Raw genomic sequence first — 15,678 nt, 5'->3', positions numbered from 1 at the left:
AATCAAGAATGAAATGATTTAAAATGATGCATTTTCATGTAGAATATGTAGTATGAATTTATTTACTATAGCAGAAAATCAGGTGACAAATATGAAAAAACTAAAAGTGATGACCGTTTTCGGGACCAGGCCTGAAGCGATCAAGATGGCACCGCTTGTGCTTGAATTGAAAAAATATCCTGAAATAGATTCCTATGTAACGGTAACTGCACAGCACAGACAGATGCTCGATCAGGTGTTAGATGCGTTTCACATCAAGCCTGACTTCGATTTGAACATTATGAAGGAGCGGCAGACACTGGCAGAGATTACGTCTAACGCACTTGTAAGATTGGATGAGTTGTTTAAAGATATCAAACCCGATATTGTGCTTGTCCATGGTGATACGACGACGACGTTTGCCGGAAGCCTAGCCGCTTTTTACCATCAAATTGCTGTCGGTCATGTGGAGGCGGGGCTCCGTACAGGGAATAAGTATTCCCCGTTTCCGGAAGAGCTCAATCGACAGATGACAGGGGCGATTGCTGATTTGCATTTTGCTCCGACAGGCCAGGCGAAAGACAATTTATTAAAAGAAAACAAAAAGGCCGACTCTATTTTTGTAACGGGCAATACAGCGATTGACGCACTCAACACAACGGTTAGGGATGGTTACTCACATCCTGTTCTCGATCAGGTGGGTGAGGATAAAATGATTCTCTTGACCGCTCACCGCCGGGAAAATTTGGGTGAGCCAATGGAAAACATGTTCAAGGCCATCCGCAGAATTGTAGGGGAATTTGAAGATGTACAAGTCGTTTACCCTGTGCACCTGAATCCTGTTGTCCGGGAAGCGGCTCAGAAGCATTTTGGTGATTCTGACAGAGTGCATCTGATTGAACCTTTAGAGGTGATTGATTTCCATAACTTTGCAGCGAAATCGCATTTTATATTGACAGATTCGGGCGGCGTGCAGGAGGAAGCCCCATCTCTCGGGAAACCGGTTCTTGTTCTGCGTGATACGACGGAACGGCCTGAAGGAGTGGAAGCGGGAACGCTGAAACTTGCAGGTACGGATGAGGAAAACATTTATCGGCTGGCAAAACAGCTGTTAACTGATCCTGATGAGTACAAGAAAATGTCCCAGGCTTCTAATCCGTATGGAGATGGAGAGGCTTCTCGCCGGATTGTGGAAGAATTGCTGTTTCATTACGGGTACCGGAAAGAACAACCGGATTCATTTACAGGCAAATAAAAAAGAAGCTTTGCACATTGTGCGAAGCTTCTTTTTGTTTTACTTTTCGAGGCTTTCCTTCAGCTCTTTTGTAATATCGGAAAGGGCGCTTTCATCAGCTTGGTAGTAGTAAATTCCATTGATTTTCGTGCCTGTACCTTTTAGTTCGTGCTGTTTAATATGTTTCCGCGCACCTTTGTAATCGGACTGGATATCCCACATGTTATCGAAGGTCAAGTTCGTTTTCACATTATCTTCAACAACTTTAAACATATCTCCGAATTTCGTGATGGAAGAAATATTAGCGCCTTTATTAATAATACCTTGGATGACTTGGCGCTGGCGGTCCTGGCGTCCGAAGTCGCCTCTCGGATCTTCTTTTCTCATCCGGGTATAAGCGAGCGCTTCTTTTCCGTTCAGCGTGATTTCTCCTTTGCCGAACGAATAACCGTCATAACTGAACGCGAATGTGCTGTTAACTGTAATGCCGCCAAGTGTATCAACAACGTCTCTAAAGCTTTCCATGTTCACTTTCACAAAATAATCAACCGGAACATCGAGGAAGTTCTCAACAGTGTCTACCGTCATCTGTGTGCCGCCGAAAGCGTATGAATGGTTGATTTTATCCATTGTGCCTTTTCCGATAATTTTTGTATACGTGTCACGCGGAATGCTGACCATGTCGGTTGTATTCGTTTTTGGGTTAACGGTCATATAAATGAGCGTATCGGCACGGCCCTTATCGCCGTCGCGTTCATCCACACCCATGATTAAGACGGAAAAAGGATCTTTTTTATTGATACTGACCTCTTTATCCCTCTTTTTAGATTTATCAATGCTTTCATGAATACTTGCCACGGTTGATGCTGCTTTATGCCATAAGTAGTATGCATAGCCGCCAGTTCCGAGTACAAGAAGTCCGATTATCGTTAAAATTGTCAGTAATAAAGTTTTTTTCTTTTTTCTGCGTTCGTTTCTCATCCTTTGCACCTCGTCTGTTAAATTACTTTCATTATGAGTTAAATTTCCAATAAATACAACTCTATTTAATACAAGAATGAAATCCTAAAATAGTCGTTTTTTATAAAAAAAAGTTTCATTGTTTCTTAATTTTTCTTTAAAATATAAAATAGGTTGACGATAAAATATAATGAGGTGAAAAAAATGAAAAAATTTATTGCTTTACTGTTCTTTATATTGCTTCTTTCGGGTTGCGGGGTTAATAGTCAAAAGAGTCAAGGTGAAGATGTATCGCCAGACAGTAACATTGAAACAAAAGAAGGTACTTATGTAGGGTTAGCTGATACTCATACAATAGAAGTAACAGTAGATAATGAGCCGGTTAGTCTTGATATCACTGAAGAATCGACAAGTGATCTTGATAAGTTTAACAGTGGAGATAAGGTCACGATTACATATGAAAAAAATGATGAGGGTCAGCTTCTGTTAAAAGATATTGAACGTGCCAACTAAGATATAGGGAGGAACCTGAAATTTTGAAATCTTGCAAACAATTGATAGTGTGTTCACTTGCTGCAATCTTATTATTGATTCCATCAGTTTCTTTTGCAGCAGACTCAAACATCTCAGTTAAATTGTCAAATTATATTGGAAATAAATCTAGCATCAGTCTATCGCCAACAGGATTTTATAAAGTAACTGGAGATAATGTTGCTGTTACGGATCGTTTTGCAGGCGCTTCACGATACGAAACTGCGACTCTTGCATCCAACAGCCAGTGGAAAAATCCTAATACAGTGATATTGGTGAACCGAGATATTTTTATTGATGCATTGCCTGTTATTCCATTGGCGAAAAAACTGAACGCACCAGTTTTATTTACTCAGCCTGACACGTTAACAAAAACTACTGAAAGACAAATTGCTAAGTTTAACCCTGATAATATTTTAATCATTGGGGGAGCGCGAAGCATTTCAAAAGATGTAGAAAACAAGCTGAAATCATATGGCGCTGTGAAAAGGATAAGCGGAAAAAATAGATATGTCTTATCAGAAAATATTGCAAAGCAAATGGGCAGCTATGATAAAGCGATCGTTGTAACCGGAAGAGTATTTCAAGACGCTTTAGCCATTGCTCCATATGCAGCAGCACACGGATACCCTATTTTGCTTACAGAGAAAGACAAGCTTCCGGATTATGATTTGCCAAAACAAGTCATCATTATAGGCAGTTCATTTAGCGTCAGTGATAGTGTAGAAAACCAAATTAAAAAAACTTCAACTGTGCAAAGGATTCCTGGATCAACCAGATATGAACTTACGGCAAATATAATTAAGCAACTAAAGTTGAAGGCTGATAAAGTCGTAATGACGAACGGGACAAAATATGCAGACGTACTGATAGGCGCTTCGCTTGCCTCGAAGAAAAACAGCCAAATTTTATTTATTAAACAAGATAGCGTTCCGGCTGCGGCTAAAAGTATAACGAAAGATAAAGCCACATATGCATACGACTTTATTGGAAGTACCAGTTCAATTTCTGCTGAAGTTGAAAATTCACTTGCTGATGAATTTTATTTAGCTGACGGTAGCACCTATAATCTAAAAATCAACAGCGGAAAATTAAACCTTGAAAACATCAAAACTTACGGAAACTCCCTAAGAATTAAACCAGAAAACTATTCTACTTCAAACAGAATTAGTCTTGATGGAAAGCAGTATCTTGGCACGGTTAATTTCTCTATTGAGTCTACTAAATATATCCGACCGGTAAATGAGAATATTCCATTTGAGGATTACTTAAAAGGAGTAATTCCGAATGAAATGCCTGCTAGCTGGTCACTTGAGGCTCTTAAAGCACAGACTGTCGCTGCAAGAACCTACTCAATAACAAAAACAGGAACTACTGTACCTGATACAACCGCTTTTCAAGTTTATGGTGGCTACAGTTGGAATTCGAATACCAATAAAGCGGTAGAGCAAACGAAGGGGAAAGTTCTGAAATATAATGGATCTCTTATAACTGCAGCTTATTCTTCCAGTAATGGTGGTTACACAGAAGCTAGTAATGAAGTGTGGTCGTCAAGTGTACCTTACTTGATTGCAAAAAAAGATACAAAGGATCCTCAAATAGGCTGGACGCTTACTTTGTCAAAACAACAGCTAGATACGAAATCTTTGGACTTAACGAAGCCTTCTTCTTGGTGGTCTTCAGCGACTGAAACTGATTCTGCAAGACTTTCCGGAGTTAAGAACTGGATCTTGAAAAATAAAGAAACAAGCGCTGATTCTGTCAAAATTGCAAGTATTGACGATTTAAGCTTTAGTGGAACGACACAAGGGCAGCGTGCAAAAACAGCATCGATGAAAGTGAAGTATTTTGTTAAAAGCAGTACTGGCTCCTATAACTTGAGCAAAATTACAACCATTAGTGTACCAACAAGTGAGTTAAGAACAATGATTGGAGCGACTGTATTTAAAAGTACTTATGTGACTGTAAAAAAAGATACTTCAAAGTACACAATCAGCGGTAAAGGATATGGTCACGGGATCGGAATGAGTCAATATGGAGCAAAAGCAAGAGCAGAAGCTGGAGATTCATATAGTTCAATTTTGAAATTTTACTATCCAGGTACAACTCTGACAAGTTATTGATTATTTTAGGATATAACGCCATTTAAGGAGGAAATCAATTGCGTTCTTATATAAAAGTCCTAACAATGTGTTTTCTGGGGCTCATACTTTTTGTGCCAACAGCTTTGGCCGATAATTCAGTGAAAAGAGTCGGGGGAAGCAATAGATACGGCACTGCTGTACAAATATCAAAGCAAATGTATTCAACAGCAAGTACAGCTGTAATTGTTGGTGGGAGTTCCTATGCAGATGCTATTTCAGCAGCACCCCTTGCTTACCAGAAGAATGCGCCATTGCTTTACACTAATTCTGATAAGCTTTCATATGAAACGAAAACAAGATTGAAAGAGATGCAGACTAAAAATGTAATTATTGTAGGCGGAACACCTGCTGTTTCATCTAACACTGCTAACCAGATTAAAAGCTTGGGGATAAGTATTAAACGAATTGCAGGAAGCAACCGTTATGATACGGCTGCACGGGTGGCAAAAGCGATGGGTGCGACTTCAAAAGCTGTTATTTTGAATGGCTTCTTATATGCAGACGCTCCGGCCGTCATTCCTTATGCAGCGAAAAACGGGTATCCAATTCTTTTCACAAATAAAACCTCTATAAATAGTGCGACAACGTCTGTGATAAAAGATAAGGGAATTTCGAGTACCGTTGTTGTAGGAGGCACTGGAAGTATCAGCAATACGGTATACAACAAGTTACCTTCTCCTACAAGAATTAGCGGTTCAAACAGATATGAGCTTGCTGCAAATATCGTACAAAAACTTAATTTATCAACAAGCACCGTATATGTAAGCAATGGATTCAGCTACCCTGACTCTATTGCAGGAGCTACACTGGCAGCTAAGAAGAAGCAATCTCTTATCCTTACAAATGGTGAAAATTTATCTACAGGAGCCCGTAAAATTATTGGAAGTAAAAACATGTCAAACTTTACGATTATCGGAAACACTCCTGCCGTAAGCACCAAGGTTGCTAATCAGCTAAAGAATCCAGTTGTAGGTGAAACAATCTTTATTGATCCGGGTCACGGTGATCAAGATTCAGGAGCAATCGGCAATGGACTCCTTGAGAAAGAAGTCAATCTTGATATAGCGAAAAGAGTCAATACAAAGCTAAATGCTTCAGGTGCTCTCCCAGTACTGTCAAGATCTAATGATACTTTTTATTCTTTACAGGAGAGAGTAAATAAAGCAGCTTCTGCACAAGCAGATTTATTTATCAGTATACATGCAAATGCTAATGATAGCTCATCACCAAATGGAAGTGAGACGTACTACGATACAACATATCAAGCCGCAAATAGCAAGAGACTGGCTGAACAAATTCAACCAAAGTTAGCGGCTAATCTTGGAACGAGAGACCGGGGAGTAAAAACAGCTGCTTTCTATGTTATTAAATATTCTAAAATGCCGAGTGTTTTAGTTGAAACTGCCTTTATCACTAATGCATCAGATGCAAGTAAATTGAAGCAAGCGGTTTATAAAGATAAAGCTGCACAAGCTATTCATGACGGCACAGTATCTTATTACAGATAATCGAAAGAGACAAATCTAATCACAGATTTGTCTCTTTTTTATATGAAATGATTAAAACAAATAGGACTTGTATATAAAATAGTAAAAGAGTATTAACAACATTTATCAGAAAAAACACGTAATTCACACTTCTTAACATACCATTTACATCCAATTAACATCCGTCTGCTAAACTGACTGGCATAGGTCATCATAACATCCCAAACAAATCGTGAGGTGTGTGTCAGTGAGTGCAGAGAAAAGCATGAATGTGAGTCGTGAATTCTCAGTTCAGCAAATACATTCTTTTACATTATCTGAAAAGACGGCTCGTTATTTGGCAATAAAGCGCGTAATGGATATTTGGTTTGCGCTCATTGGGTTGGCGATTGCGCTGCCAATGATTGCGGTATTTTCAATATTGATTTGTTTGGAGACGCCGGGGCCTGCCATTTATACGCAGGAACGCGTAGGGAAAGGCGGGAAACCATTTAAGCTGTATAAGCTTCGTTCCATGAAAATAGATGCCGAGAAGTCTGGAGCGGTTTGGGCACAGAAGCAAGATCCGCGGGTGACAAGGATCGGAGCTTTTATCAGAAGAACGAGAATTGATGAGCTTCCTCAGCTGTTTAATGTGCTGAAAGGCGATATGAGTATGATTGGCCCTCGTCCGGAACGGCCCGTATTTACGGAAAAATTCCAGAATGAGATTCCAGGCTTTACACAGCGTCTGGCTGTTAAACCGGGATTGAGCGGCTGGGCTCAGGTGAACGGCGGTTACGATATGACGCCGAAGGAAAAGCTGATATTTGATTTATATTACATTCGCAATCTGACTTTCACTTTAGAATTAAAAATTATGTTAAAAACTTGTAAAGTAGTTTGGACGGGTGATGGTGCAAGATAAAACGGGATTCCATTATTCACCATCAATCTGAGCTTAAAAAGAAGTAGGGAATATGATGCCAAGTATTACAAAACAAATCATGAGTGGTGCAAAGTGGACAAGTATTTCAACCATGTGTATTACAATCATACAAATTGTTCAGTTTGCCCTGCTTGGAAATATGATGACCTTAACAGAATTTGGGCTTGTCGGCATGATCACAACGGTTACAGTTTTCGCCCAGATTGTGCTCGATATGGGTTTTGGCGCAGCATTAATTCAGAGAGACGACGCGACTGAGCGCCAGCTGTCAACATTGTATTGGCTTAACATTATGACGGGCGTTTTGCTGTTTGTTCTTTTATATGTGAGCAGTCCTGTCATTGCGGGATTTTATCAAAGAGAAGAGCTGGTGTTTCTGGTTCGGATTCTGGCGATTATGTTTTTGATCGCGCCAATTGGACAGCAGTATCAGTATATGCTGCAAAAGCAGCTGCATTTTAATACGTTAAGCAAAATAGAGATTTTTTCAAATGTATTGTCATTCGGATATTTAGCGATAGCGGTTTTTATGATGGATGCGATTTTGGCGTACGTGATTTCTCAAGTCCTGCTGCAGTCCAGTAAAGGGATTTTATATTGGGCTGTATACCGAAAAAAGTGGCATCCTGCTTTTGTTTTTGATTTGAGAGGCATGAAGGATTTCTTTTCTTTTGGAGCCTTTCAGCTTTCATCCCGTCTTGTGAACAGGCTGGGAGCAAATATCGACATGATTTTGATCGGCCGGTTTATTGGTGCTGAAGCATTGGGAATTTATAACCTCGCTTATCAGATTGTCACCATTCCGGTTTTGAAGATCAATCCGATTGTCACACGGGTGGCATTCCCTGTTTTCGCAAAAAACAAATATGAAAATAGCGTGATCAGAGAAGGCTTTCTGAATATGACAAAAATGCTGGCGCTTGTTTCGTTTCCGCTGTTAATCGGGCTCGTGTCTGTGTCAGACGCCTTTATCACAGCGGTTTTCGGAGAAAAGTGGCTTGCTGCTGTTCCGATCCTAAATGTTCTGGCGATTGTCGGAATACTAAGAGTGCTTATGAATCCAAATGGATCTGTGTTGCTGGCTAAAGGAAGAGCTGACTTAGCGTTTTATTGGGATTCCGGCGTGCTGCTGCTGTACGGATTATCACTGTTTGCAGCTGTACAGACGGGAAGCCTGCTGACAGTCGCATGGGTGTATGCCATTATCAGCGTTGTTAATTTCCTGATCGGGCGCTGGCTTTTGGCATATGTCATCAAGCTTAACCTTTCAGCTTATTTCCAATCGATTATGAAGCCATTTCTGATTACTGCGGCGATGGGCATCATCGCGTTTGGTGTAAGTCTCAGTACCGAACACTTCAGTATGCAGGCAGAAATGCGGCTGGCCATTTCAGTTGCGGCCGGGGCGCTGTGCTATCTCTTTCTTTTGGTAAAAGCGTACCCTCAAACGAAAAGCAAACTACTAAGAAAAGGACGTTTGTCATGAAGATTTTGTGGATCACAAGCGTATATCCGAGCAGTATGAAACCCGGAGAGGGTGTGTTTCATGAGACACAGGTGCAAGAGTTGCAAAAACTCGGGCTTGATATCACTGTGATATGCCCACGGCCTTTTCATTCAGCGCCTGTCCGCATGCTGAAAAAGACATATCGAAAAAAGGATGCCAGACCGGAGTATGAGATTAGAAAGGGGATACCGGTTTACCGGCCTTTCTATCGGGCAGTTCCCGGCCAGCTGAAGTGGGCGCAGCCTCATCGGAGAATCGCATCAGCCGTTTTAAAAACAATGAAACAGCGCGACCTATATCCGGATCTGATCCATGCTCATTTTGCCATGCCATCGGGCGGGGCTGCGGCAGTCGTGTCAGAGTCAGCGCAAATTCCTTATGTCCTGACCTTGCATGGTAGTGATGTGAATGTCTATCCGCATTACAGCAAAGGAGCGTTTAAAGCCTTCAAGCGTGCCGTAGGTTCTGCGTCAGTTGTTTTAGCAGTCAGCCACAAGCTTCAGGAAGAAGCCAAAAAGCTTTCGGGCTTTGACAGCTCGGTTTTGCCAATCGGCATACAGCTCAGCCGTTTTCAGGAGAATGAGGAGACGAAAGAGGAAATCAGAAAAAGACTCGGACTCCCGCTCGATCAGCGTCTGGCTGTCTATGTCGGCCGGCTGGTCAGAGAGAAAGGCATTTTTGAACTGTCTGAAGCGATCGAATCGCTGCAGGACCCACCTCAGGCAGTCTTTGTCGGGGATGGTCCCGCAAAATCGACGCTGACGCAGAAGGGGCATATCGTCACAGGCCAAGTCCCCAATCATCAGGTAAGAGACTATTTACTTGCGTCAGACTTATTCGTACTTCCTTCTTACAGTGAGGGAATGCCGACTGTTGTGATTGAGGCGCTGGCGCTAAGGGTTCCTGTTATTTGTACGGATGTTGGCGGAGTGTCGTCTTTATTCGGAAAGCACCAACATCTGCTGATTAAACCGAAATCCGCTCAAGCCTTGGCAGAAGCTATCACTCGGTACGAACATGAGCAAATATGGAAGTCGGAAATAGCAGATGACTTGTATGAAACCGTGCAGGCTCAATTTGACGCAGGAAAAAACGCCAAGGCCTTGCATCATCAGTATCAGACGGTCACGAAAACGTCCGTTTAATCGTAAGAAACTGCGACCAATATAAATAGGAAGATCATTTTACAGGAGAGGGATGAGCGCTGTGAAAAAAATAGCTGTCATTGGAACAGGTTATGTAGGACTCGTATCAGGCACTTGCTTTGCGGAGATCGGCAATAAAGTTGTTTGCTGTGATATCGATGAATCAAAAATCAGAAGTCTGAAAAATGGGGTAATCCCAATCTATGAACCAGGGCTTGCAGACTTAGTTGAAAAAAATGTGCTGGATCAGCGCTTGACCTTTACGAACGATATCCCGTCTGCCATTCGGGCCTCAGATATTATTTATATTGCAGTCGGAACGCCTATGTCCAAAACAGGTGAAGCTGATTTAACGTACGTCAAAGCGGCGGCGAAAACAATCGGTGAGCATCTTAACGGCTACAAAGTGATCGTAAATAAAAGCACAGTCCCGGTTGGAACAGGGAAACTGGTGCAATCTATCGTTCAAAAAGCCTCAAAGGGGAGATACTCATTTGATGTTGTATCTAACCCTGAATTCCTTCGGGAAGGGTCAGCGATTCATGACACGATGAATATGGAGCGTGCCGTGATTGGTTCAACAAGTCATAAAGCCGCTGCCATCATTGAGGAACTTCATCAGCCATTCCATGCTCCTGTCATTAAAACAAACCTAGAAAGTGCAGAAATGATTAAATACGCCGCGAATGCATTTCTGGCGACAAAGATTTCCTTTATCAACGATATCGCAAACATTTGTGAGCGAGTCGGCGCAGACGTTTCAAAAGTTGCTGATGGTGTTGGTCTTGACAGCCGTATCGGCAGAAAGTTCCTTAAAGCGGGTATTGGATTCGGCGGTTCATGTTTTCCAAAGGATACAACCGCGTTGCTTCAAATCGCAAAATCGGCAGGCTATCCATTCAAGCTCATCGAAGCTGTCATTGAAACAAACGAAAAGCAGCGTGTTCATATTGTAGATAAACTTTTGACTGTTATGGGAAGCGTCAAAGGGAGAACCATTTCAGTCCTGGGATTAGCCTTCAAACCGAATACGAACGATGTGAGATCCGCTCCAGCGCTTGATATTATCCCAATGCTGCAGCAGCTGGGCGCCCATGTAAAAGCATACGATCCGATTGCTATTCCTGAAGCTTCAGCGATCCTTGGCGAACAGGTCGAGTATTACACAGATGTGTATGCTGCGATTGAAGACACTGATGCATGCCTGATTTTAACGGATTGGCCGGAAGTGAAAGAAATGGAGCTTGTAAAAGTGAAAACCCTCTTAAAACAGCCAGTCATCATCGACGGCAGAAATTTATTTTCACTTGAAGAGATGCAGGCAGCCGGATACATTTATCACTCTATCGGCCGTCCCGCTGTTCGGGGAACGGAACCCTCTGACAAGTATTTTCCGGGCTTGCCGCTTGAAGAATTGGCTAAAGACTTGGGAAGCGTCAATTTATAAAAAGAAAAAGTGTTACTTGGTTGAAGCTGCCGGCTGCTAGGCTCGGCCGCTGGCTCCTGAAACATCAGGAAAGGGGTTAAACATGTGAGTATCAAACGATCAGCGGTCCATACGCTAGCGTTACTGGCCGCTGCTATATTTGGAGTCGTCCTATTGCTGGAAGCCATCCACAAAGATATAGGTTTCATGCAGATGGCTGCTGTGCTTGCGGTGTTGGCAATTGGCCTGTTTTTACTGACGCTTGCAACCGCATTTACAACAAAAGAACGGCTCTTTATGGCTGTAATCTATATTTTGATCGCCTGCACTTTTTTAAATAATGCATTTTTCGCTATTCATCTTGGATTTTTCAGTTTGTTCCTTTACCGGCTTCTGCTCATTGCAGCGGGTTGCCTTCATATTTTCGGCATGGTTCGGAATCGAACCCATATTGAAAGATGGCATGGGCTGCAAGTAAAAGGGATTTTGCTCTTTTTCGCCTTTTGGTTTATATATGGCCTTGTTTCTCTGCTGTGGGCCAAGTCGGTAACAGTTGGCCTCAAGTATTTAGCCTTATTGGCAATGGGAATTTTCTTCATTTATCTTATTGTCATGTACGTGCAAAAAATGGAGCGGCTGATGATTGTTTATGCCATTTGGCTGGTGATGACGGTATTTCTGATGATCATTGGTTTTTACAATCATATCACCCACCATCATCTTGCGAGTTCCACATTGTACAGCGGACCGGAGTATAAGCAGCATTATCCGACATCGGTCTTTTTTAATCAAAATGACTTTGCGACCTTTTTATCCATCAGCTTCTTTTTTTACATCACGATGATGAAAAACAGTAAGAATGGATACATCAAGGCATTTGGCCTTGTGCTCTCGCTCTGTGCGTTGTATTTAATTTTTGCCACTGGTTCAAGAGCCAGCCTTCTGGGTATTTTTGCAGGTATTGCTGTCTACATCTTCATTGTATTGCCGCCTGTTTTAAAGAAAATGGCTATATGGCTGTCGGCGGCGGGAATTGCTCTTTTCGCAGTTCTTTTCGCCAGCAAAATCTATTCAAAGTTTTGGGAGCTGTTTCTGGCCCCGCAGACGCTACATTCATTTCATGACAGGCTTCCATCAAATGTGGCTCGGGCAAATCTGCTGAAAAACGCTTGGCATTTTTTCCTTGATTCATACGGATTCGGAGTCGGAGCAGGAAATGTATCCTATTATCTTGAGCATTATGCTGTATATGATACTGACAATGTGGCAGAGGTGCATAACTGGCTTGTTGAAATTCTTGCTAATTTTGGCTTGTTCATCATGCTGGGATATCTGTCCGTTTATGCCTACCTCATATGGGTGCTTTACAAGTTTTATGAAAGAAAATTAGAAAATCAGTCAAAACTGATCACAGAAGGACTTATTACCGCTATGGTCAGTTTCCTGGTATCAAGTATCAGCCCAAGCTCTGTTTCAAATTTATTTTTCCATTGGGTGTTTATGGCGCTCGTCATCGCCGCCGTGAATGTGTTAAGGCGATCCAGACAAATGCCTGAGCCGATGTACAGATAAACAGACTACAAAAAGCAGGGAGACTTATATGAACGATATATTGATAAGAATAGCCCGTCGCATAAAAAAAAATATCATTTGGATCATAGCGGTGCCAATTATATTAGGTGCGGCGGGGTATATCCTGCCGTCACAGATTGCTGATCAAAAGAGCTATACAGCTGAAGATACTTTGGCTGTAGGGAGCTATGATCATCCGGTTTATAACAGCACAGAAGAGATTCCGCTTCTATTAAAGAGCGACTCCTTTTTGAAGGAGGCGCTTCCTGATGAAAAGGATGAAGATGTAGCAGAGATCAAAGAGAAGCTTACAATCAAAACGGAATCCAAATCGTTACTGACTTTAAGCTATAGCGACGAGGATAAGGATAGAACGGAATCTGTCTTAAACGCCATATCCTCCACCTTCCTCAAAAATGATCAAAAGCTGTATGCAGAAAGAGAAGCCGTCATCCGCAGCAGCATAGACGCGCTTGAAGGCGAGTCGGTGAGCGAGGATTCCAAAGTGGATAAAGAGAGATTTTTATATGAGCTCAAAAACACACAGCTTAACCTGAAAGCGGCAAGTGTTACTGATTCCGAAACCGTAAGTGAGACAGCAGGCGGCGGAATGTCTCCGAAAAAGAAAGCAGTTCTCGGCGTTATGATTGGCCTTACGATTGCCTTTATGTTCGTTGTCATTCCTGAATTTTTCAGGGAATCCTTTTAAAATCATACGATGGAGATGTGATCATGACCAATTGGAAACCTCTCGTATCTGTCATTACACCTTCCTATAATGCGCGTGACTATATTGAAGACACGGTTCATTCGGTATTAGATCAGAGCCATCCTCATTGGGAAATGATTATCGTGGATGATTGCTCAACGGATGGGACCCGCGACATTTTACAGCAGTATGAAAAAATAGACGAAAGAATTCATGTGGTGTATTTGGAAGAGAATTCCGGAGCTGCGGTTGCTCGCAACAAAGCGTTGGAACGCGCTCAAGGGCGCTACGTAGCATTTTTGGACAGTGATGACAAATGGAAAAAAGACAAACTGGAAAAGCAGCTTGAGTTTATGATGGAGCGCTCCTGTGCGTTTTCTTTCACGGGCTACAGCTTAATGGCGCAGGACGGGACCCCGCTCGATAAATTTATTCATGCGCCGGAAAGCCTGACGTACGATGACGCCCTGAAAAATACAATTATCGGCTGCTTGACGGTGATGATTGACAGGGAGCAAACGGGACAGATCCAAATGCCGAATATCAGAACGAGACAGGACTTAGCCACATGGCTGTCTCTTTTAAAAAAAGGATTTACTGCCTATGGAATGAATGAATGCCTGGCTGAATATCGGCTTGTCAATAACTCAATTTCCAGCAACAAATGGAAGGCTGCGAAAAAAACGTGGTTTGTCTACAGGGAGATCGAACGGCTTCATTTTATGAAAGCAACATGGTGTTTTGTTCAATATGCAAAAAACGCGGTGAAAAAAAGATTATAGCCGCAAACAGAGAGAAAAGGTGATGAAGGTGGAAACAAAAGAAGCAATCATTCATGTCATCGTTGCCACTGCTGAATGGGGAAAAGACCAATTGAGATACAGAAGGCACCGGCTGGCAGAATTTTTAGCTGCTCAGGAGGAAACGAAGGAAGTTATTTGGGTATGTCCGGCTCCGCGTGCCCAAGGGAAAGAGTTTCAGGAAGTCCATTCTGGCATCAGGCAATTCGCTGTCAAAGACCTGCTGCAGAATAAAATGTTTCGTTTCGGACGATATACAGATGTCTTTTACAGACATAAGCTCTCCCCATTACTCGATGAGCTTGCACCTGCTTCTGAAAACGGTGAACGTTGCTGTTTATGGTACACGTTTCCGGGATTCCCGCTGCTGTCTTCGCTGTATCCTTGGGATCAGGTCATTTATGACTGCAGTGACCTATGGGCGGCGCCGATCAGCGGCCGATCAAATCTGCTGTCTGAATTCCGGCAAAAAGTCATTAAATCGGCAGAGCTGAGAATTATACAACGAGCAGATTCAATAACCTGTTCATCAGATTATCTTCACAAGGAAGTAGATAAAAAACTGACTGCAGGACGAGAAAAGGTTCATACTGTGGAAAACGGTGTGGAGTATGAGCTGTTTTCTGCAAATAAACAAGCTCCCGATCGCAGTATACTGCAGGGGAGAGAAGGAACAGTGTTAGGTTTTATCGGCGGAATTAAACCGAAGCTCGATTTTAAAATGATTGAAGAAGCCGCCCTGCAAAAGCCTGATTGGACATTTTTATGGGTTGGCCCGGATGCCACCAATGGTGACGTTTCGTTTCAAGAGCTGCTGAGGCTTCCCAATGTCATATGGACCGGCCCGGCAGATCCGAAAGAAGTTCCGCATTTTATGGAGCTTATCGACATTGGCATCATGCCTTATAAAAAATCATCGTATAATCAAGCTGTGTTTCCGCTGAAACTATTTGAATTTTTAGCGGCAGGAAAACCTGTCGTCGGCTCTAATCTCCCGTCAACCTCAAAAATGCAAAAGCCGTATGTATACGAATATGTAGAAGGTGATCATCCAATTGATTTTATAGCAGCTTGTGAAAAAGTTCTCGGACAAAACGGAGACGAAACCTATAAAGAAATGCGCCGAAACATCGCTCGCACACAAGATTGGAATTGCTTATTTAGACAAATTATGAAATATACAGGGATTCAAAAACATGCGTAGTCCTATAAATTGGGATGCGCGTTTTTTGATTATACGTGTTTCTTTTTGATGA

The 15,678-nt window shown here is 42.2% G+C and carries 13 protein-coding genes; 12 read left to right on the top strand and 1 reads right to left on the bottom strand.

Annotated features, from left to right (window positions below; all coding sequences use genetic code 11):
* The first annotated feature begins 91 nt into the window (after window positions 1–91).
* Window positions 92–1,234, top strand: coding sequence for a non-hydrolyzing UDP-N-acetylglucosamine 2-epimerase (wecB, locus tag NYE56_RS18065; protein WP_229762642.1), 1,143 nt, complete (start codon window positions 92–94; stop codon window positions 1,232–1,234).
* A 39-nt stretch (window positions 1,235–1,273) separates the two neighbouring features.
* On the opposite strand, the gene tagU is transcribed toward wecB, so the two are convergent.
* Window positions 1,274–2,194, bottom strand: coding sequence for a polyisoprenyl-teichoic acid--peptidoglycan teichoic acid transferase TagU (gene tagU / locus NYE56_RS18060; protein WP_014478144.1), 921 nt, complete (start codon window positions 2,192–2,194; stop codon window positions 1,274–1,276).
* Between the two features lie 183 nt (window positions 2,195–2,377).
* Here tagU and lytA point away from each other — a divergent pair, with 183 nt between their 5' ends.
* The 11 genes from lytA to tuaH all read left to right on the top strand — a co-directional run bounded on the left by lytA (window position 2,378) and on the right by tuaH (window position 15,626).
* Window positions 2,378–2,686 carry a membrane-bound protein LytA gene (gene lytA, locus NYE56_RS18055; protein ID WP_003242772.1) on the top strand — a complete coding sequence of 103 codons (309 nt, stop codon included), beginning with the start codon at window positions 2,378–2,380 and terminating at the stop codon, window positions 2,684–2,686.
* Window positions 2,687–2,709: 23 nt separating this feature from the next.
* The gene (locus NYE56_RS18050; RefSeq protein ID WP_014478143.1) at window positions 2,710–4,827 is read left to right on the top strand and encodes a SpoIID/LytB domain-containing protein; all 2,118 of its coding nucleotides are present in this window, start codon (window positions 2,710–2,712) and stop codon (window positions 4,825–4,827) included.
* Window positions 4,828–4,865: 38 nt separating this feature from the next.
* Entirely contained in the window at window positions 4,866–6,356 is a 1,491-nt protein-coding gene (lytC, locus tag NYE56_RS18045) for an N-acetylmuramoyl-L-alanine amidase LytC (RefSeq protein WP_014478142.1), read from the top strand.
* A 226-nt stretch (window positions 6,357–6,582) separates the two neighbouring features.
* On the top strand, window positions 6,583–7,242 hold the full coding sequence (locus NYE56_RS18040; protein WP_003242561.1) for a sugar transferase: 660 nt from the start codon (window positions 6,583–6,585) through the stop codon (window positions 7,240–7,242).
* A 55-nt stretch (window positions 7,243–7,297) separates the two neighbouring features.
* The gene (tuaB, locus tag NYE56_RS18035) at window positions 7,298–8,749 is read left to right on the top strand and encodes a teichuronic acid biosynthesis protein TuaB (RefSeq protein WP_029725996.1); all 1,452 of its coding nucleotides are present in this window, start codon (window positions 7,298–7,300) and stop codon (window positions 8,747–8,749) included.
* Complete coding sequence (tuaC, locus tag NYE56_RS18030; protein WP_335449712.1) at window positions 8,746–9,915, top strand: teichuronic acid biosynthesis protein TuaC; 1,170 nt, start codon at window positions 8,746–8,748, stop codon at window positions 9,913–9,915. The genes tuaB and tuaC overlap by 4 nt, the downstream gene beginning before the upstream one ends.
* Window positions 9,916–9,976: 61 nt before the next feature.
* Window positions 9,977–11,362, top strand: coding sequence for a UDP-glucose 6-dehydrogenase TuaD (tuaD, locus tag NYE56_RS18025; RefSeq protein ID WP_014478137.1), 1,386 nt, complete (start codon window positions 9,977–9,979; stop codon window positions 11,360–11,362).
* A gap of 84 nt (window positions 11,363–11,446) precedes the next feature.
* A complete protein-coding gene (gene tuaE / locus NYE56_RS18020; RefSeq protein ID WP_268554943.1) occupies window positions 11,447–12,913 on the top strand; it encodes a teichuronic acid biosynthesis protein TuaE in 1,467 nt (488 codons plus the stop codon).
* A gap of 28 nt (window positions 12,914–12,941) precedes the next feature.
* Window positions 12,942–13,622, top strand: coding sequence for a teichuronic acid biosynthesis protein TuaF (gene tuaF, locus NYE56_RS18015; protein WP_017695313.1), 681 nt, complete (start codon window positions 12,942–12,944; stop codon window positions 13,620–13,622).
* A gap of 23 nt (window positions 13,623–13,645) precedes the next feature.
* Window positions 13,646–14,404 carry a teichuronic acid biosynthesis protein TuaG gene (gene tuaG / locus NYE56_RS18010; RefSeq protein ID WP_003242619.1) on the top strand — a complete coding sequence of 253 codons (759 nt, stop codon included), beginning with the start codon at window positions 13,646–13,648 and terminating at the stop codon, window positions 14,402–14,404.
* Window positions 14,405–14,432: 28 nt separating this feature from the next.
* Window positions 14,433–15,626 (top strand): teichuronic acid biosynthesis protein TuaH, encoded by a 1,194-nt coding sequence (tuaH, locus tag NYE56_RS18005; RefSeq protein WP_268555120.1) that lies wholly within the window; start codon window positions 14,433–14,435, stop codon window positions 15,624–15,626.
* The last annotated feature ends 52 nt before the right edge of the window (window positions 15,627–15,678 follow it).

The organism is Bacillus sp. FSL R5-0603, from assembly GCF_038050295.1.
Classification (GTDB): Bacteria; Bacillota; Bacilli; order Bacillales; family Bacillaceae; genus Bacillus; species Bacillus subtilis.
This window is presented reverse-complemented; position numbering and strand designations above follow the sequence as displayed.